At 61.7% G+C, this 19,969-nt stretch carries 14 protein-coding genes; 11 read left to right on the top strand and 3 right to left on the bottom strand.

Features of this window, described 5'->3' with window-relative positions; genetic code table 11:
* The first annotated feature begins 4 nt into the window (after window positions 1-4).
* On the top strand, window positions 5-1,459 hold the full coding sequence (gene thiI, locus V7773_RS18790) for a tRNA uracil 4-sulfurtransferase ThiI (protein WP_063323352.1): 1,455 nt from the start codon (window positions 5-7) through the stop codon (window positions 1,457-1,459).
* A 138-nt stretch (window positions 1,460-1,597) separates the two neighbouring features.
* Window positions 1,598-3,418: a translational GTPase TypA gene (gene typA, locus V7773_RS18785; protein WP_047226918.1), complete on the top strand. Its 1,821-nt coding sequence runs from the start codon at window positions 1,598-1,600 to the stop codon at window positions 3,416-3,418.
* A gap of 151 nt (window positions 3,419-3,569) precedes the next feature.
* Here the strand turns inward: typA and V7773_RS18780 are convergent, their stop codons facing one another.
* The gene (locus tag V7773_RS18780) at window positions 3,570-4,007 is read right to left on the bottom strand and encodes a YkgJ family cysteine cluster protein (RefSeq protein WP_003196865.1); all 438 of its coding nucleotides are present in this window, start codon (window positions 4,005-4,007) and stop codon (window positions 3,570-3,572) included.
* 253 nt (window positions 4,008-4,260) lie between these two features.
* On the opposite strand from V7773_RS18780, the gene V7773_RS18775 reads away from it, so the two are divergent.
* The 5 genes from V7773_RS18775 (at window position 4,261) to V7773_RS18755 (ending at window position 13,826) form a co-directional block, all read left to right on the top strand.
* Window positions 4,261-6,711: a glycogen/starch/alpha-glucan phosphorylase gene (locus V7773_RS18775; RefSeq protein ID WP_336074461.1), complete on the top strand. Its 2,451-nt coding sequence runs from the start codon at window positions 4,261-4,263 to the stop codon at window positions 6,709-6,711.
* Between the two features lie 273 nt (window positions 6,712-6,984).
* The gene (locus V7773_RS18770) at window positions 6,985-10,608 is read left to right on the top strand and encodes a DUF2339 domain-containing protein (RefSeq protein WP_336074458.1); all 3,624 of its coding nucleotides are present in this window, start codon (window positions 6,985-6,987) and stop codon (window positions 10,606-10,608) included.
* Window positions 10,605-11,981: a DUF3999 domain-containing protein gene (locus V7773_RS18765; protein ID WP_336074456.1), complete on the top strand. Its 1,377-nt coding sequence runs from the start codon at window positions 10,605-10,607 to the stop codon at window positions 11,979-11,981. Before V7773_RS18770 ends, V7773_RS18765 begins: the two co-directional genes overlap by 4 nt.
* Before the next feature lie 234 nt (window positions 11,982-12,215).
* Window positions 12,216-13,226, top strand: a complete 1,011-nt coding sequence (locus V7773_RS18760) for a class 1 fructose-bisphosphatase (RefSeq protein ID WP_014336119.1) — start codon at window positions 12,216-12,218, stop codon at window positions 13,224-13,226.
* A gap of 3 nt (window positions 13,227-13,229) precedes the next feature.
* Window positions 13,230-13,826 (top strand): DUF924 family protein, encoded by a 597-nt coding sequence (locus tag V7773_RS18755; protein WP_092146454.1) that lies wholly within the window; start codon window positions 13,230-13,232, stop codon window positions 13,824-13,826.
* Window positions 13,827-13,939: 113 nt separating this feature from the next.
* Here V7773_RS18755 and V7773_RS18750 read toward each other — a convergent pair whose 3' ends face one another.
* A complete protein-coding gene (locus V7773_RS18750) occupies window positions 13,940-15,832 on the bottom strand; it encodes a methyl-accepting chemotaxis protein (protein ID WP_336074452.1) in 1,893 nt (630 codons plus the stop codon).
* A gap of 282 nt (window positions 15,833-16,114) precedes the next feature.
* On the opposite strand from V7773_RS18750, the gene V7773_RS18745 reads away from it, so the two are divergent.
* Window positions 16,115-16,369, top strand: a complete 255-nt coding sequence (locus V7773_RS18745) for a hypothetical protein (protein ID WP_003196877.1) — start codon at window positions 16,115-16,117, stop codon at window positions 16,367-16,369.
* 106 nt (window positions 16,370-16,475) lie between these two features.
* On the top strand, window positions 16,476-17,045 hold the full coding sequence (locus V7773_RS18740; protein WP_336074450.1) for a lipocalin family protein: 570 nt from the start codon (window positions 16,476-16,478) through the stop codon (window positions 17,043-17,045).
* Window positions 17,046-17,166: 121 nt separating this feature from the next.
* Here V7773_RS18740 and V7773_RS18735 read toward each other — a convergent pair whose 3' ends face one another.
* On the bottom strand, window positions 17,167-18,531 hold the full coding sequence (locus V7773_RS18735) for a formimidoylglutamate deiminase (protein ID WP_336074448.1): 1,365 nt from the start codon (window positions 18,529-18,531) through the stop codon (window positions 17,167-17,169).
* A 143-nt stretch (window positions 18,532-18,674) separates the two neighbouring features.
* Here V7773_RS18735 and hutC point away from each other — a divergent pair, with 143 nt between their 5' ends.
* Entirely contained in the window at window positions 18,675-19,385 is a 711-nt protein-coding gene (gene hutC, locus V7773_RS18730; protein ID WP_170845945.1) for a histidine utilization repressor, read from the top strand.
* The gene (locus tag V7773_RS18725; RefSeq protein WP_336074446.1) at window positions 19,382-19,951 is read left to right on the top strand and encodes a HutD/Ves family protein; all 570 of its coding nucleotides are present in this window, start codon (window positions 19,382-19,384) and stop codon (window positions 19,949-19,951) included. Before hutC ends, V7773_RS18725 begins: the two co-directional genes overlap by 4 nt.
* The last annotated feature ends 18 nt before the right edge of the window (window positions 19,952-19,969 follow it).

Raw genomic sequence — 19,969 nt, 5'->3', positions numbered from 1 at the left:
TTTCATGAAACTAATCGTAAAAGTCTTCCCCGAGATCACCATCAAGAGCCGCCCGGTACGGATGCGTTTCATCCGCCAGTTGGCCAAGAACATCCGTGCCGTGCTCCGAGACCTGGACCCGGCCGTGGTGGTGAATGGCGTGTGGGACAACCTCGAGCTGGAAACCCGTGTCAGTGAACCCAAGGTCCTGAAGGAAATGACCGAGCGCCTGAGCTGCATGCCGGGCATCGCGCATTTCCTGCAAGTCGATGAATACCCGCTGGGGGATTTCGACGACATCCTTGCCAAGTGCATGCTCCATTATGGTGATGCCCTGGCCGGCAAGATTTTTTCGGTGCGCTGCAAGCGTGCCGGCAAGCACCCGTTCAGTTCGATGGATGTGGAGAAGTACGTCGGCAGCCAGTTGCGCCGACAGTGCGGCGCGGCCGGTATTTCGCTGAAAGATCCGCAGATCGAGGTGCGCATCGAAATTCGCGACCAACGGCTGTTCGTGATCCACAGCCAGCACAACAGCATCGGCGGTTATCCGCTGGGTTCGCTGGAGCAGACCCTGGTGCTGATGTCCGGCGGTTTCGACTCCACGGTGGCCGCCTACCAGATCATGCGTCGCGGGTTGATGAGCCATTTCTGCTTCTTCAACCTCGGCGGACGTGCCCACGAACTGGGCGTGATGGAAGTGGCGCACTTCATCTGGAAGAAGTACGGCAGCTCCCAACGCGTGTTATTTGTGAGCGTGCCATTCGAAGAAGTCCTGGGCGAGATTCTCGGCAAAGTCGATAACAGTCATATGGGCGTCATTTTGAAGCGTATGATGTTGCGCGCCGCTTCTCGAATTGCCGATCGCCTGCAGATCGATGCGCTGGTGACCGGCGAGGCGATTTCCCAGGTGTCGAGCCAGACGTTGCCGAACCTGTCGGTGATCGACTGCGTGACCGAGAAACTGGTCTTGCGTCCACTGATCGCCAGCCACAAGCAGGACATCATCGACCAGGCCAATGAAATCGGCACCGCCGAGTTTGCCCGGCACATGCCGGAGTACTGCGGCGTCATCTCGGTCAATCCGAAGACGGCGGCCAAGCGCGGGCGGGTGGAGCACGAAGAGAAAGAATTCGACATGGCGGTGCTCGAGCGTGCGCTCGAAAACGCCAGGCTGGTGCCGATCGATCGAGTCATCGATGAGTTGGGCCAGGACATTCAGATTGAAGAAGTCGGCGAAGCGCTGGCCGGTCAGATCATCATCGACATCCGTCACCCGGACGACGCTGAAGACGACCCGCTGGAGATCGCCGGCATCGAGGTAAAAACGATGCCGTTCTATGCCGTGAACGCGCGTTTCAAGGAACTGGACCCTACTCGCCAGTACCTGCTGTATTGCGACAAAGGCGTGATGAGTCGCCTGCATGCCCACCATTTGCTCAGTGAGGGGCATGCCAATGTGCGCGTTTATCGACCGAGCTAAGTGCCCGGGGCTGTTTGCCTGTGGCCTGCGTCACCGGCCCCCCGACGCCGCCGACAGGCTGTAACGGCCTTGTCGGACTCAACGTAAATCGCTGCCACGACCTGTCAGCACACCGAATCCTCTGATCGAGATACACAAGTGATCGAAAATCTACGCAACATCGCCATCATTGCTCACGTTGACCATGGTAAGACCACCCTGGTAGACAAACTCTTGCGTCAATCCGGCACCCTGGAGCGCAACGAGCTCAACGACGAGCGCGTGATGGACTCCAACGACCAGGAAAAAGAGCGCGGTATTACCATCCTGGCGAAAAACACCGCCATCAACTGGAATGGCTACCACATCAACATCGTGGACACCCCGGGCCACGCCGACTTCGGTGGTGAGGTAGAGCGCGTGATGTCGATGGTCGACTCCGTGCTGCTGCTGGTTGACGCCCAGGACGGCCCTATGCCGCAAACCCGTTTCGTGACCAAGAAGGCTTTCGAAGCCGGCCTACGTCCGATCGTGGTGATCAACAAGGTTGACCGTCCAGGCGCGCGTCCGGACTGGGTCCTGGACCAGATCTTCGACCTGTTCGACAACCTGGGTGCCACCGAAGAACAGCTGGACTTCAAAGTCGTCTACGCCTCGGCCCTGAACGGTATTGCCGGTCTGGACCACACCAACATGGCTGAAGACATGACCCCGCTGTACCAGTCGATCGTCGACGACGTACCAGCGCCGAAAGTCGACCGTGACGGTCCGTTCCAGATGCAGATCTCGGCACTGGACTACAACAGCTTCCTGGGTGTGATCGGTGTTGGCCGTATCGCCCGTGGTCGCATCAAGCCGAACACCCCGGTGGTTGCCATCGACGCCGACGGCAAGAAGCGCAACGGTCGTATCCTCAAGCTGATGGGTCACCACGGCCTGCACCGCATCGACGTTGAAGAAGCTGCGGCCGGTGACATCGTCTGCATCAGCGGCTTCGAGCAACTGTTCATCTCCGACACCCTGTGCGACCCACTGAACGTCGAAGCGATGAAGCCGTTGACCGTCGACGAGCCAACCGTTTCCATGACCTTCCAGGTCAACGACTCGCCATTCTGCGGTAAAGAAGGCAAGTTCGTGACCAGCCGTAACATCAAGGAACGCCTGGACAAAGAGCTGCTCTACAACGTTGCGCTGCGCGTTGAAGAAGGCGACTCGGCTGACAAGTTCAAGGTCTCCGGCCGTGGTGAGCTGCACCTCTCGGTACTGATCGAAACCATGCGTCGCGAAGGCTTCGAAATGGGCGTGGGCCGTCCTGAAGTGATCATCCGCATGGTTGATGGCGTCAAGCACGAACCGTACGAAAACGTGACCATCGACCTGCCGGAAGAATCCCAGGGCGCGATCATGGAGCAAATGGGCCTGCGTAAAGGCGACCTGACCAACATGGTTCCGGATGGCAAGGGCCGTGTGCGCCTTGAGTACAACATCCCGGCTCGTGGCCTGATCGGTTTCCGTAACGAGTTCCTGACCCTGACCTCCGGTGGCGGCATCCTGACCTCGATCTTCGATCGTTACGACGTGATGAAGTCCGGCGACATGTCCGGCCGTCAGAACGGCGTGCTGGTATCGGTTGCGACCGGCAAGGCATTGACCTACTCGCTGGAAACCCTGCAAGCGCGCGGCAAGCTGTTTGTCGAGCACGGCCAGGATATCTACGAAGGTCAAATCGTCGGCCTGAACAGCCGCGACAACGACCTGGGCGTGAACCCAACCAAAGGCAAGAAGCTCGACAACATGCGTGCTTCGGGCAAAGACGAAACCATCGCCCTGGTTCCGCCGGTCAAGTTCACCCTGGAGCAAGCGCTGGAGTTCGTGCAGGAAGACGAACTGTGCGAAGTGACGCCGAAGTCCATCCGTCTTCGCAAGAAGATCCTGGGCGAAAGCGAGCGTACCCGCGCTGCCAAGAAAAGCGGCAACTGAGTTTCGACTTAGTTAGCAGCTAAAAAAACGCCCCCGGTCGTTAGATCGGGGGCGTTTTTTTATGCCTGGAAGTTATGTGGCGGCTGTCAGGGCCCTATCGCGAGCAAGCTCGCGATGGCGTCGGCTCAGGCACCGCTGAATTATCAAGAGATCAGAACTTATCCAGCGTTCGCGGATTGCGCTCGCGCTCCACTTCCTTGGGCTTGTAGGCACAGTACCCCGGCCGTGGCCCGACCCGCGGATGGTTGCGGCAGGTGTCCGGGCGTTTCTCGTAAATGGTGCACAACCGGCTCTTGCGGTCCAGATAAAGGCAATCGTTGTTGCTCATGCGCTGGAGCGTGAAGATTTCCGACTTCTGGTTGTAGCGCTCGACGATCCCTTCCTTTTGCAGGCGCTTGGCGATGTTCTTCGGCGGGTCGCCCAGTTCGAACTCGTCGACGATGCCGATGCGGATCAGGTCCTTGATCTTGACCTCCACCGGTAGCGTGCAGCAGCTCGACACGCAGGAACCGCACATCGGGGCGGAGTACTTGGCCCAGGTATCGAGTCGGTCGATCTCCGCGGCGGCGATCAGGTTGGGCTTCATCATCACGGTTTACCAGCATGCATCAGGGCGCGCGATCATACCGGGACTGGTGAAATTTTGAACGACCATCCGCCAGTTTTTTTTCATCCCGGCCAAACCCGTCCGGATCGGCACGGCCCCTGCATTCATTCGACCATCCGGCAATTCCATGGCGGCGATTCTCCGACACTCGGGGAAATCCACCGAACCAAGAGCCTGTACCGTCTGTCAGACCGTCTAGGCTCAGACAATTCCATGCTCGTTCGAGGTCTTATCAATGACTCAAGAACCACTTGTTCGCGAAGCTGAAGTTGCCGCATTTCGCGACGCCGTGTTGACCAAACTCACTTATGCCGTTGGCAAGGACCCGGATCATGCGTTTGATCACGATTGGTTCGAAGCCATCGCCCTCGCCGCCCGCGACCACATGGTCGATCACTGGATGGACCACACGCGACAGATCTACCGCAAGGGCCAGAAGCGCGTCTATTACCTCTCCCTGGAATTCCTCATCGGCCGCTTGCTCTACGACAGCCTGAGCAACCTCGGCCTGCTGGACACGGCGCGCGAAGCCCTGACCGAGCTGGGCGTGGACCTGGAGCGCATTCGTCTGCTCGAGCCGGATGCAGCATTGGGCAACGGCGGTCTTGGCCGTTTGGCCGCGTGCTTCATGGAAAGCATGTCGACCCTGGGCATCGCCGGCCATGGCTACGGCATTCGTTATGAACACGGCCTGTTCCGCCAGGCCATCGTCGACGGCTGGCAGCAGGAGCAGACCGAGCATTGGCTGGATTTCGGCAACCCTTGGGAGTTCGAGCGCCCGGAGGTGGTCTACCCGATCGGCTTTGGCGGCAGCGTCGAAACCGTGACCGATGAGGCGGGTAAGACCCGGCAAGTCTGGTCCCCGGCCGAAACCGTGCGGGCCATTGCCTACGACACGCCGGTGGTGGGCTGGCGCGGTGCCAGCGTCAATACCCTGCGCCTGTGGCGCGCCCGCGCTGTGGAAGATTTGCACCTGGAGCGCTTCAACGCCGGCGACCACTTGGGCGCGGTAGCCGAAGTGGCCCGGGCCGAAAGTATTTCCCGCGTGCTGTACCCGGCCGACAGCACCGAGGCTGGCCAGGAACTGCGTCTGCGCCAGGAGTACTTCTTCGTGGCCGCCTCGCTGCAGGACCTGCTGCGTCGCCATCGCAACATGCACACCTCGGTGCTGACCCTGGGCGATCACGCGGCGATCCAGCTCAACGACACTCACCCATCCATTGCCGTGGCCGAACTGATGCGGCAACTGGTGGACGTCTACGACGTGGCGTGGGACGCGGCCTGGCAGATCACCCAGGACACGCTGTCCTACACCAACCACACGTTGCTGCCCGAAGCCCTGGAAACCTGGCCGGTGGGGCTGATGGAGCGCATGTTGCCCCGGCACATGCAGATCATCTACCTGATCAACGCCCAGCACATCGATTCACTGCGGGCCAAGGGTGTGCACGATTTCGATGTGCTGCGTTCGGTTTCGCTGATCGAAGAGGACAATGGTCGCCGGGTGCGCATGGGCAACCTGGCGTTCCTCGGTTCCCACAGCGTCAACGGCGTGTCCGGGTTGCATACCCAGTTGATGCGCAGCACGGTGTTTTCCGAGCTGCACAAACTCTATCCGGAGCGGATCAACAACAAGACCAACGGCATCACTTTCCGCCGCTGGCTGTTCCAGGCCAACGCCGAATTGACCTCGATGATGGTCGATGCCCTCGGCCCGAGCGTGCTCGACAACCCCGAGGAGCGCTTGATCGAGCTGGAGCCGTTTGCCGACAAGCCAGCGTTTCGCAAGCTGTTCGCCGAGCAGCGCCTGCACAGCAAGAAGGCCCTGGCTTATCTGATCCACGAGCGCCTGGGCATCGCTGTGAACCCGGCGGCGATGTTCGACGTGCAGGTCAAGCGGATCCACGAGTACAAGCGCCAGTTGCTCAACTTGATGCACACTGTGGCGCTGTACCAGGCGATTCGCGCCGAGCCGGAGGTGGACTGGGTGCCGCGGGTGAAGATCTTCGCCGGCAAGGCCGCTGCCAGTTACCACCAGGCCAAGCTGATCATCAAGCTGACCAACGACATCGCCCGGGTGGTGAACAACGACCCGACCGTGCGCGGCTTGCTCAAAGTGGTGTTCCTGCCCAACTACAATGTCAGCCTGGCCGAAAGCATCATTCCGGCGGCGGACCTGTCGGAGCAGATCTCCACGGCCGGTTTCGAAGCGTCGGGCACCAGCAACATGAAGTTCGGCCTCAACGGCGCACTGACCATCGGTACCATGGACGGCGCCAACGTGGAGATGCATGAGCGCGTCGGCGGTGAGCACATGTTCATCTTCGGTCTGACCGCCGAGCAGGTGGAGGCCCGCAAGCAAAACGGTGAGTTCAGCGCCGCGCCGGACATCGCCGCGTCCCATCGGCTCAACGACGTGCTGCAGGCGATTCGCGGCGGAGTGTTTTCGCCGGATGATCCGATGCGCTACGCCGGGCTCGTGGACTCGTTGGTCGATTACGACCGCTTCCTGGTCTGCGCCGACTTCGACTCGTACTGGAACGCCCAGGCCAAGGTCGAAGAGCGTTGGCACGACTCCAAGCAATGGTGGCGTTCGGCGGTGCTCAACACCGCGCGCATGGGCTGGTTCTCCTCGGACCGGACCATTCGTGAGTACGCCACCGATATCTGGAAAGCCCTGGAGTAGCATTTACTGTAAGAAATGTGAGCGAAGCCCAACGGCGGTTGGGCTTCGTCGATATACTAGGCGCCAGTTTCGCCGGGCTGTGTAGCCGGGCTCAGCACTGGAAGTGCCAACAATCCAATGTGGGAGCGAGCTTGCTCGCGATAGCTTTAGGTGTCTGTCATGCCGCTATCGCGAGCAAGCTCGCTCCCACAGGGTTTGGGGGTTCCACTAGACTGATCCAGGCACCGCATCACCCCGGTTACGCCCGCAACGGGCCGCTTAGGGATATCGACCATGCAATGGATCTTGACGCTGTTGGGCCTGGCACTCGGCTGGGTGGTGGACGAGTCGTTCGCCGATGCGCTGATAGGCGCTTTGGTGGGGCTTGGCATCGCCCAGGCGTTTCGATTGGGGCGCCTGGGTGTCCAGGCGGCCAAGCAACAGATCTTGTTGCAAGAGGCCCAGCAGAGCTTGCTCACGTTGGAGGGCCGCCTGGCGGTACTCGAACGCGGCAAGGTGGCCGAACCGAGTGATCCGGCCCCGGTGCCCGAGGTTGTCGCGCCTCAGGCCGCGAAGCCCGCGACGCGCACCGAACCGGAGCTCGTCTGGGAACTACCGTCAGACCTCGAACCCGCACCCGCTATGGCCACCCAGGCCAGCCAGCCGTTGCCCGATGACATTTGGAAGCCCGCACCAGAGACGTCCAGTCGACGTGCCGAGCGTGATTTTGCCCCTTTGCCTCTGGAACCAGTGATTGCGGAGCCGGCGGTCCCGCGTGGTCCGAATCTGTTCGACCGCGCCATCATCGGCGCGCGCAACTGGCTGTTCGGCGGCAACACGGTACTGCGGGTCGGCGTGGTGCTGTTGTTCCTCGGCCTGGCGTTTTTGCTGCGCTATGCCACCGAAGGCATGGTGGTGCCGATCGAGTTGCGTTACGCCGGCGTCGCGGCCAGTGCGTTGGGCCTGTTGGGCCTGGGCTGGTGGTTGCGCCAACGCAACAGTAACTATGCGCTTATGCTCCAGGGGACTGGCATCGCGGTGCTGTACCTGACGGTGTTCGCGGCCATGCGCCTGCATCCGTTGCTCGACTCCAAGGCGGCCCTGGGCTTGCTGGTGGCGGTGACAGTGTTCTCGGCAATCCTGGCGATTACCCAGAACGCCCTGGGCCTGGCCGCGGCTGCGGCGCTGGGCGGGTTTGCCGCGCCGATCCTGACTTCCACTGGCAGCGGCAACCACGTCGCCCTGTTCAGCTATTTCATCCTGCTCAATGCCGGCATCCTCGCGATTGCCTGGTTCAAGGCCTGGCGCCTGCTCAACCTGATCGGCTTTGTCGGCACCTTCGGTATTGGTTTCGCCTGGGGCATGCGTTCCTACACACCGGAGCTGCTTTGGAGTACCGAGCCGTTCCTGATTCTGTTCTTCCTTATCTACCTGGTGATTGGCTTGCTGTTCACCCGGCGCAAGCTGCTGGAAATGACCGACGCCCCCGAAGAGGGCAGCCGCGACGCGTTGTTGCGCTGGTCGGCGCGCAAAGGCGATTACGTCGACGGCACGATGCTGTTCGCCCCGCCGCTGGTGGGCTTCGGCTTGCAGTTCGCGTTGGTGCAGCACCTGGAGTTCGCCGCTGCCTTCAGCGCCCTGGCCCTGGGCATGATCTACATGGGCCTGGCACGGCTATTGATGGGCGGCCGCGCCTTGTTGCTGGCGGAAACCTGCCTGGCCCTGGGGGTGATTTTTTCCAGCCTGGCGATTCCCTTGGGGCTCGACGCCCGTTGGACCGCCGCGGCCTGGGCCGTGGAGGGCGCGGGGATTTTCTGGTTGGGCCTGCGTCAGCAACGACCTTTCGCACGAGCCTTTGCTTTGTTGCTGCAATTGGGTTCGGCGCTGGCCTTCCTCAGCGAATTGCGATCTGGCGAAAGCAGCCTGCTCGACGGCTCACCGTTGGGGGCGTTGATGCTCGGCGGCGCTTTGTTGTTCACGTTCTACCAACTGCGCAAGGCAGCCCCTGAACACACGGCGGCTTGGGAGCGCCAAGGCCTGCCGGTGCTGGCAGTGCTGGGTTTGAGTTTCCTCTATCTGCTGGCACCGTTGTTCTTCTTCACTCACGGCACGGCCATCGCCTGGGCCTTGGCCGGATTGGCGACGTTGTTTGTCGGCCTGCGCCTGCAATCGCGCAGTTTCCTGTTCACGGCGTTCGCGGTGCAATTGCTCGGCGGAGCCCTGTTCCTGTTGCGCTTGAAAGGTGCCGAGGGCGATTCGGCGGCGGTGTTCAGCGCGGGCTGGAGCGGTTTGCTCAGTGCTTCTCTGATCGGTCTGGCGTTGATCGGCGGCATGTTGCTGGCGGCGCGCGACGATATGGTGCGCAACGATGTCCGGTTGCTGCGCGGCTTGTCGGTGGTGCTGCTGGCGGGGCTGGTGCTGATCAACCTCGCGGTGCTGTTCGTCCTGCCCTGGCAAACCGCGAGTGGTGTGTGGGCGGCCAGCGGGCTGTTGATCATCTGGCTGAGCCTGTACCTGAAGCAGCGCGTGAGCTTTGTCTTCGGCCTGCTGCTGCAACTGCTCGGCGGCGCGTCGTTCCTGATGGCGGGGCCAGCACTGTTGGGGCCGCTCAACGCCGAGGGACTGCGACCGCTGGCCCATAGCGGGTTCTGGACGCCGCTGGTGCTGGGGCTGGCAGCGCTGGTGGGCGCATGGCGCCTGCAACGGGCGCACGCGGCGCAGGAGCTGGACGCCTTGAGCTTGCAGCGCCTGTCCGAGCTATTGCTGATCTGGGGCGCGGGTTGGTGGGCGCTGGCGTGGGTCAGCGAAGTGCTGCGTTTTACCCCGGAGAACCTGCAAGGCAGCTTGCTGTTGTTGGTCGCGGCCATCAGCGTGGCGGTGTGGAGCCTTTTGTCGCTGCGGTTGAAATGGCCGGCGCTGGGGCTGCTGTGCACCTTGCTGATTCCGGCGGCGGGTTGCGTGCTGGTGGCGACGTGGCACAGCCACTATCATCCGGCCGCGAATTTCGGCTGGCTGGCCTGGCTGGCGGTATTTGCCGTGCACTTCCTCTCGCTCAAGCGCCTGGCACCGATGCTGCCGGCCCCGGCGCGCAGTACGGCCCATGTGCTCGGTTGCTGGTTGCTGATGGCGGTGTTGATGCTGGAGTTGCGTTACGGTCTGCTATTGCTGTCCGAGCAGTACAACGCTTGGCGCTGGCTGGCCTGGGCGATCCTGCCAGGCCTTTACCTGGTGCTGATGGCCACGCCGCGTGCATTGCCGTGGCCGGTATCGGCCCAACCGCGCGAGTACCGTGTCTATGCGGCGGCGCCCATGGCGCTGTTGATGCTCGGTTGGTTCTGGCTGACCAACACCTTCAGCGATGGCAACTCAGAGCCGCTGCCTTATGTGCCGTTGCTCAACCCCTTGGAGCTGGGCCTGCTGTTCGCCTTGTTCGGTATCTATGTGTGGGCTCGCAACGCCGTGGAGCAATCGACGAATGGCTGGAATCGCGTCGGGCACATCGCCCAGTTGATCGCCGGTGTGTCGCTGTTCGCGTTCTTCACCGCCCTGGTGATGCGCACGGCCCACCAGTGGATGGGGGTGCCCTACGCGCTGGACGCGCTGCTCGAGTCGATGTTCGTGCAGGCCGGGTTGTCCATTGTCTGGACCTTGATCGCCCTGGGGCTGATGATCGGTGGGCATTTACGCCATCGCCGTGAAGTGTGGCTGATCGGCGCGGCATTGATCGCCGTGGTCGTGGCCAAGCTGTTCTTTGTCGAATTGAGTAACCGTGGCGGTCTGGCGCGGATCGTGTCGTTTATCGGCGTGGGGGTATTGCTATTGGTGGTGGGCTACTTCGCGCCGCTGCCACCCAAGCGTCCAGAGACGGTCGCCCAGGATGAGCCGCCTATGCCTGTCAGTGAGGGAGTGTCATCTTGAGTCGCAAGTTGAATCGGATCGGGCTGGGTGTGGTCGGATTGTGGGTGGCGTTGTCGGCTACGGCCCAGGAGCAACCGGCGGATTTCGCCCATCAAGTGCCGTTGGCCCTGAGCGGCGAAGGGCCGTGGTATCGCCTCCCGTTGCCGCTGGACGTGCAGTTGCAGGCGCGGCAGACCGACCTGAGCGATCTGCGGGTCTTCAACGCGGCCGGCCAGGCCCAGGCCTACGCCCTGGTCCGTGAGTCGGCCCAGAGCCGGGAAAACCGCACTCTCACCGACGTGAAGTGGTTCCCGCTGTACAACGCTGCCGATGACAATGAGCGCGCGCCCAGTGTGCGGGTGCAATCGAACGCCAACGGCACCTTGGTGGAAGTCCAACCCTCCAGCCGGCTCGAAGCTGGGGAGGAGGAGCTGCGTGGCTGGTTGTTGGATGCCAGTGCGATCAAGGCGCCGTTGCAGCAGTTGGTCCTCGACTGGACCAGTGAGCGCGACGGCTTCCAGCGGTTCACCATCGAAGCCAGTGATGACTTGCAACACTGGCAGTCGTGGGGTGAAGGCCAGGTGGCGCGCTTGACCTTTGCCGATGAGCGAGTCGAGCAGCATGAAGTGAGCTTGCCGGGGCAATCGGCGCGTTACCTGCGATTGTTGTGGGATTCGCCATCCTCCGCGCCGATCCTGACCGCGGCCCAGTTGCAAAGCGCCAGCCGCGAAAGCCTGCCGTTGCCGCTGGCCTGGTCGCAGCCGTTGGCCGGCAGCACCACGAAGGCCGGTGAATACACCTGGCAGTTGCCCATGGGGCTGAACATCGAGCAGGTGCAGGTCGAGCTGGGCCAGGCCAACAGCCTGGCGCCGGTGACCCTGGCCGGTCGCCGTGAAAGCAGCCATCCGTGGCAACCGCTGGGCAGTGGCTTGCTCTATCGCCTGACCCAGAACGGTCAGGATGTGCTGCAAAACCAATTGCAACTGTCCGGCCAGACCGTGCAGCAATTGAAATTGACCGTGGACGAGCGTGGCGGTGGCCTGGGTAGCGAAGCCCCGGCCCTGCGCTTTGCCGTGCGTCCGACGCAGGTGGTGTTCCTGGCGCGCGGCGAAGGGCCTTACCGTCTGGCCCTGGGCAGCGCGACAGTGAAAGCGGCCAGCTTGCCCTTGACCACGCTGGTGCCCGATTACAAACCGTCGCGCCTGGCGACGCTGGGTACGGCGACCGTGAACGGCGCGGCCACGTCAACTCCGGTTGCGGCCACGGCAGCCACGCCTGCGACGGTCGGGACCAACTGGAAGAAAATCGGCTTGTGGGCGGTGCTGCTGCTCAGCGTACTGTTCCTCGCGGCGATGGCGTTCAGCTTGCTGCGCAAGCCACCGGTCAAGGGTTGAGGTGAATTCATCGCGAGCAAGCTCGCTCCCACAGTAGGCCGCGTTCGTCGAAACAACTCGGTCAACTGCGGGAGCGAGCTTGCTCGCGATTCGGTCTCCCAGCGACCCAAAATCCACAAGCGAGCCGCCACCCCGTGAACTCAATCCGCCATTCCCCGTCTCATAGGAGGAATTAAGTCCCGACTCGCGCTAAACTGCGCTGGTTTTTCCGTCCCCTATTCTTCGGAGCCGTCCATGTCCCGCGTTACCTTGAGTCGCTATTTGATTGAGCAGACCCGCAGCAACAACACCCCTGCCGATCTGCGCTTTTTGATCGAAGTGGTGGCGCGTGCGTGCAAGGAAATCAGCCACGCCGTCTCCAAAGGCGCGCTGGGTGGTGTCCTGGGCAGCATGGGCACCGAAAACGTGCAGGGCGAAGTGCAGAAGAAGCTCGACGTGCTGTCCAACGAAATCCTGCTCGAAGCCAACGAATGGGGTGGTCACCTGGCCGGCATGGCGTCCGAGGAAATGGACAATGCCTACCAGATCCCGGGCAAATACCCCAAGGGTGCCTACCTGCTGGTGTTCGACCCACTGGACGGTTCGTCGAACATCGACATCAACGCGCCGGTCGGCACCATCTTCTCGGTACTGCGTTGCCCCAACGAATACCTGAGCCAGAACGAAGCCTTGAATGAAAAGGCCTTCCTGCAGCCAGGCACCGAACAGGTTGCCGCCGGTTATGCCATCTATGGCCCTCAGACCATGCTGGTGCTGACCCTGGGCGACGGCGTCAAAGGCTTCACCCTGGACCGCGAGATGGGCAGCTTCGTATTGACCCACGAAGACATCACCATTCCTGAAACCACCCAGGAATTCGCCATCAACATGTCCAACCAGCGTCACTGGGAAGCTCCGGTAAAACGCTACGTCGAAGAATTGCTGGCCGGCGAAGAAGGCCCGCTGAAGAAGAACTACAACATGCGCTGGGTCGCCGCGATGGTGGCCGATGTGCACCGTATCCTGACCCGTGGCGGTCTGTTCATGTACCCGCGCGACAGCCGCGAGCCGTCCAAGCCGGGCAAACTGCGCCTGATGTACGAAGCCAACCCGATGTCGTTCCTGGTGGAACAGGCGGGCGGCGCTTCCACCGACGGCCACCAGCGCATCCTTGATATCAAGCCCGACGGCCTGCACCAGCGCGTGGCCGTGTTCCTCGGCTCGAAGGAAGAAGTGGCGCGCGTTACGGCCTACCACAAGGAATAAATCATGGCCGAGCCCTGGCAGCCGTTGCTCGATTGGTGGTTTGGTTCAGCCAAGACACCGGACGAAATATCGGCTGACAGAGGCAAGCTGTGGTTCGGAAAACGCCATGATCGCCAGGCCAACGAGCGCTTCGGCGATCAGGTCGAGCTGGCGCTGGCTGGCGAATTGTCCGACTGGGCGCAACGCCCGGAAGGTTGGCTGGCCCTGGTGCTGCTCCTCGACCAACTCCCGCGAATGATCTTTCGCGACACCCCCAAAGCCTTCTCCGGTGACCTGCGCGCCCAAGCGCTGGTAGCCCAGGGCATGGCAGCGGGTTTCGACCGGCAACTCAAACCGATCCAGCGCGTATTCATCTACCTCGTGCTCGAACACTGCGAAAACCTCGCGGTACAGAACGAGGCCGTGTCGCGCTTCATCGACCTGGTTCGAGAGCAACCGGAGGCGCAGCGGGCGGTGTTTGAAGACAACCTGGATTATGCCGAGCGGCACCAGAAGATCATTGCGCGGTTTGGACGGTTTCCCCATCGCAATGCGGTGTTGGGGCGCGAGTCCACGGCTGAGGAAATGGAATTTTTGAACAGGCCTGGGTCCAGGTTCTGATTCTTTCGGTGTAGCTGACGCCGCTATCGCGAGCAAGCTCGCTCCCACATTTGACCCCGTTCGCAATCATTAATGTGGGAGCGAGCTTGCTCGCGACGGGGGCAGTCCAGGCACTAGATCCGGAAACTACCCACCAACTGCTTCAACCGCGCCGCCTGCTGCTCAAGATCGGCACAGGCGCGCAAGGTGGCTTGCAGGTTTTCCACGCCTTCCTGGTTCAGGGTGTTGATCTCGGTGATGTCGACGTTGATCGACTCCACCACGGCGGTTTGTTCTTCGGTGGCGGTGGCCACGGACTGGTTCATGCCGTCGATTTCACCAATACGCTGGGTCACGCTGCCCAGGCGTTCGCCGGCCTGGTTGGCGATGCCGACGCTGCTTTCGCTCTGGCGCTGGCTGTCGGTCATGGTCAGCACCGCTTCCCGGGCGCCAACTTGCAGTTCTTCGATCATCTTCTGCACTTGCTGCGCCGAATCCTGGGTGCGGTGGGCCAGGTTGCGCACTTCATCGGCGACCACCGCGAAGCCGCGCCCGGCTTCACCGGCACGGGCCGCTTCGATGGCGGCGTTGAGGGCGAGCAGGTTGGTCTGCTGGGAAATACTGGTGATCACCTCAAGAATCTGGCCGATGTTCACCGTGTTGCTGTTCAGGACTTCGATGTTGCCGCACGAATCGCTGATCTTGGCCGACAACTGCTGCATGGCCGCGATGGTTTTATCCACCACGTGCTGGCCATCTTCAGCCAGGCTGCGTGCATCGCTGGAATGCTGCGAGGCGAGGGCGGCGTTCTGGGCGATTTCCTGGGCGGCGGCACCGAGCTGGTTGATGGCCGCGGCTACGCTGCTGGTGCGTGAAGCCTGCTGGTCGGAGTTGAACATCGACGAGTTGGACGCGCTGACCACGCGCAGGGCGACTTCGTTGACCTGGCCGGTGGCCGAGGCCACTTCACGGATCGAGGTATGAATGCGTTCGACAAAGCGGTTGAATGAAGTCCCCAGCGCACCGAATTCATCGTGGCCGTGGATGACCAGGCGCCGGGTCAGGTCGCCTTCGCCTTCGGCGATGTCGTGCATGGCGCGGCCCATGGTCAGCAGCGGTTGCATCAGCACGCGGATCAACATGCCGAGCAGGGCGATGATGAACACCACGGCGATGACCATGGCGATCAGCGCCGAAGTACGGAACTCACTGAGCATCGCCAGCGCGGTGTCCTTGTCGAGCACCAGCGCCACGTACCAGTCGGCTCCCGGCACGCCGTTGACGTGGGTGAAGGAGATGAATTGGGTTTTGCCGTCGAGGTCGACTTCTTTCACGCCCGGGCTGATTTGAGGCGCGCCGTTAGGGTAGGCCTCGGCCAGGGTCTTGAGCACGCGCTTGCTGTCGGGGTGGATCAGGATCTTGCCGTCGGCACTGACGATGAACGCGTGGCCGTGGCCGCCGAAGTTCAGCGAATTGATGATGGCGCTGACGCTGGACAGGTCGATGTCCGCACCGGCCACGCCGATCATCTGGTTCTGGTGCTGCACCGGGGTGGCGACGGTGATCACCAGCTTGCCCGACGAGGCGGCGATGTAGGGTTCGGTGACGATGGTTTGCTGTGCGCTGTTGGCGGCCTTGTACCAGCCACGGGCGCGCGGGTCGTAATCGGCAGCGCGATTGCCGGCCGGTACCGAAAACATCACGCCGTCGGTGCCACCAAAATAACTGAGCTGGAAATTGCTGGTGTAGGCCGGCAAGCCCACGGCGCGCTTGAGGCTGTCGGCACTGCTGCCGTCCACGGCAATCTGCTGGGCCAGCGATTGCAGCAACTGGATGCGACCGTCGACCCACGACTGGATGTTGCGACTGGTCAGGCTGCCGAGTTCCTGCATGGAGGTTTCGGTGCTGGCGTTCAAGCTCTGGCGTTGACGATAGTCGTTGAACAGGATGAAACAGGCGAATGCAACGGCCACCACGAGGGCGGCAGCCAACAGGATTTTATGGCTGAATTTCATGTTTCTGGTCATTAATAACACTACCGCGGAGGGACGGGTCAGGACGGGCTGTCAATTTGCCATAACGCGTTCCTTTGCGCTGTTTCTTTTTATCGGCGTGCCAGAGCGCCCCATCAGCCGGTAGCGGTTCAATTCCGACGAAATGCACGACGCTGTCACAAAGTGAGTGTTTCACCGCTGAAACACCAGGCCAGACCCAATAAATACCGGGGGTGTCGGGGAACCAGATAGGGGTTTTCTCTTCTAAGCTTCTGGTTGGCACCTGCCACCCCCCTTCCGTTCCAGGAGTACACCATGTCGCTGCGATCTATCGCCTTGTTGTTTGTGTGTGTCGTATTGACTGCATGCAGCAAGGTCAACCAGGAAAACTATTCGAAGCTGTCGGCTGGCATGCCCAAGTCCGAAGTCGAAACGTTACTGGGGAAACCGACCGATTGCTCGGGCGCGCTCGGCATGTCCAGTTGCACCTGGGGCGACCAGAAAAGCTTTATCAGCGTGCAGTACGCCGGTGACAAAGTGTTGATGTTTTCCGGCCAAGGCCTGAAGTAAACCGGGGATGGTGGCCAGTATGGTTAGTTCGTCAGTTCTACTTCGGCGCCAGAAGTAGAACTGACGAACTAACCATGCTGGCCACAGTGCCCGCGGGAGAAAAATAATGATGCGGTTAGTTTTTGTGCTTTTGGCTGGCCTGATTTTGGCTGGCTGTGCCACTTCTGGCGAAGATCCGCTGGCACCCAAGACGGTCAACAGCGTCAATCTCAAACGCTACCAAGGCACCTGGTATGAGTTGGCCCGCCTGCCCATGTATTTCCAGCGCAATTGCGCGCAATCGGAAGCTCACTACACCCTCAAGCCAGACGGCAACGTGGGCGTGCTCAATCGCTGCCTGACCTCGGACTGGCAGTGGGAAGAAGCCAGGGGCACCGCCACGCCGCAGGTGCCGGGCAAGACCGACAAGCTCTGGGTCGAGTTCGACAACTGGTTTTCGCGGATCGTGCCGGGCGTGGCGAAAGGGCAATACTGGGTGTTGTACGTCAGCGATGACTACAAGACCGCCATCGTCGGCGACCCAAGCCGTCGTTACATGTGGCTGCTGTCCCGTACGCCGACCGTCAATAGCGTCGTGCGCGAGGAACTGCTGAGCATGGCACGCCAGCAGGGCTATGACACGACACGACTGATCTGGCGCGCGTCGGATCGGCAGATGGCCAAGACTTCGGACTGACTGCCTGCAAGTATTCAATGTGGGAGCGGGCTTGCTCGCGAATTCGGTGTATCAGCCGACATAATCGTTAGCTGACAAACCGCCTTCGCGAGCAAGCCCGCTCCCACACTTTTTATCTGCGTCAGCCTAAGAGCTCGCGCAAGACCTGGGTAAACGCGCGGGCGCTTTGCTCTTCGCCGGCATGCCGCCCATCGCGCACCACCCACCGGCCGCCGACCATCACATCGCGTACCTGGCGATCGCCACCGGCAAACAGCCAGCGATTGAGGATTGCGTCGCCCTGGGCCGTGGCCAAATATGGATCGCTGCCATCGAGAACCAGCCAGTCGGCGCGCTTGCCGATGTCGAGGGCGCCGATCGGTTGCCCCAGGGCCTGGGCGCCGCCTTCCAGCGCCGCATCGAACAAGGTGCGACCGACCATAGGCTGATCCGCCCGATACAAGCGGTTGCGCCGTTGATCCCGCAGGCGCTGGCCATATTCCAGCCAGCGCAATTCTTCGACCACGCTCAGCGAGGCATGGCTGTCAGAGCCGATTCCCAGGCGCCCGCCCTGGGCGAGGAAATCCACGGCGGGGAAAATCCCGTCCCCCAGGTTGGCTTCGGTGGTCAGGCACAGGCCGGCAATCGCCCGGCTCCTGGCCATGAGGCTGACTTCCTGGGCGTTGGCGTGGGTAGCGTGGACCAGGCACCAGCGCTGGTCGACTTCGGTGTTTTCGTACAGCCATTGCAGCGGACGGGCGCCGCTCCAGCTCAGACAGTCGTCGACTTCCTTCTGCTGCTCGGCAATGTGAATGTGCACCGGGCACTCGCGGTCACTGGCGGCCAGCACATCCTGGATCTGCCCGGGCGTCACGGCACGCAGCGAGTGGAAGCACAGACCCAGCGCCTGGGACGGCTGCCCGGCCAGGGTCGGCTGCAAGCGCGACTGAAGCTTCAAGTAGTTTTCGGTGCTGTTGATGAACCGGCGTTGCCCGTCATTGGGCGCCTGGCCACCAAACCCCGAGTGGCTGTAAAGCACCGGCAGCAGCGTCAGGCCGATGCCAGCAGCGCTGGCGGCGTGGCTGATGCGCAGGGCCAGCTCCGCCGGGTCGGCGTAGGGCGCGCCATCGGTGTCGTGGTGCACATAGTGGAATTCGGCGACCGAGGTGTAGCCGGCTTTGAGCATTTCGATGTACAGCTGGCGGGCAATGATGCCGAGTTGGTCGGGACTGATTTTTCCGACGAGGCGGTACATCAAGTCGCGCCATGTCCAGAAACTGTCGTTGGGATTGCCCGCCACTTCCGCCAGCCCGGCCATGGCCCGTTGGAAGGCATGGGAGTGCAGGTTCGGCATACCCGGCAACAGCGGGCCGCCCAGCCGTTCGGCGCCGTCTGCGTGGGAACCGGCCTGGATATGGGTCAGGACGCCTTCGGCATCGACCTCAAGACGTACATCATGGGCCCATCCACTAGGCAGCAGCGCGCGTTCGGCAAAGAAGGCGGACATGGTTCAACCTCATCGTGCGTAATTTGTATATACATATACAGACGTTTGCCTGGCCGGTAAACTCCGGCAAGCTAGCATTCTTATCCGCAGAACAAGGAACCGCCGTGTCGACTCCGCCTGCCAAACCGCCGCTGGCCGCAAACATGGGTGACAGTCCGGCACCCCTGTACGCCCGCGTCAAACAGATGATCACCCAGCAGATCGACAGTGGAAACTGGCCGCCGCATTACCGCGTGCCGTCGGAAAGCGAACTGGTCAGCCAACTGGGCTTCAGTCGCATGACCATCAACCGTGCGCTGCGGGAAATGACCGCCGACGGCCTGTTGGTGCGCATGCAGGGTGTCGGCACCTTCGTGGCCGAGCCCAAGAGCCAGTCCGCGTTGTTCGAAGTGCATAACATCGCCGACGAAATCGCCTCCCGCGGTCATCGCCACACGTGCAAGGTCATCACCCTGGAAGAAGAGGCGGCCGGTTCCGAGCGGGCACTGGCCCTGGATATGCGCGAAGGCCAGAAAGTGTTCCATTCGCTGATCGTGCATTTCGAGAACGACATCCCCGTGCAAATCGAGGACCGTTTCGTCAACGCGCTGGTGGCGCCTGACTACCTCAAGCAGGACTTCACCGTGCAAACGCCCTACGCCTATCTGAACCAGGTCGCGCCGCTGACCGAGGGCGAGCATGTGGTCGAGGCGATCCTGGCCGAGCCGAGTGAATGCAAGCTGTTGCAGATCGAAAGGGGCGAGCCGTGTCTATTGATCCGCCGCCGTACCTGGTCCGGGCGCCAGCCGGTGACCGCTGCGCGCCTGATCCATCCGGGTTCCCGTCACAGTCTGGAAGGGCGCTTTCATAAATGAGCCATTTGAAGGTTTTACGCGCGACAGACTACCCACGCATGCCGTGGAAAAACGGTGGCGGCAGCACCGAAGAAATCACTCGCGATGCCGGCACCGGCCTGGAAGGTTTCGGCTGGCGGCTGTCGATTGCCGACATCGGTGAGTCGGGTGGTTTCTCCACCTTCGCCGGTTACGAGCGGGTCATCAGTGTCTTGCAGGGGAGCGGCATGACGCTGAACGTCGATGGCCAGGCCACGCGACCTCTGCATCCGCTGGACCCTTTTGCATTCAGCGGCGAGAGCCATGTGTTTTGCACGCTGCTGGGTGGACCGATTCGTGACTTCAACCTGATCTACGCGCCGCAACGTTACCGGGCGCGGTTGCAGTGGTTGGGCGGCCAGCAGCGGTTTTTCAGTGACGCGGAAACGCTGCTGGTGTTCAGTGCCGCCCCGGGACTGGCTATCAAGATTGGTGAGTCCGCTGTGGACTTGGGTCTCTACGACTGTTTGCAACTGAGCGGTAACACCGGGTTGGTGGATGTCTCCACTCACGGTCAATGCTGCGTGATTGAGTTGACGGCCCATTGATTTCCGGCTAACACACTC

The organism is Pseudomonas sp. 3JA (assembly GCF_036961705.1).
In the GTDB taxonomy this organism is placed as follows: domain Bacteria; phylum Pseudomonadota; class Gammaproteobacteria; order Pseudomonadales; family Pseudomonadaceae; genus Aquipseudomonas; species Aquipseudomonas fluorescens_Q.
This window is presented reverse-complemented; position numbering and strand designations above follow the sequence as displayed.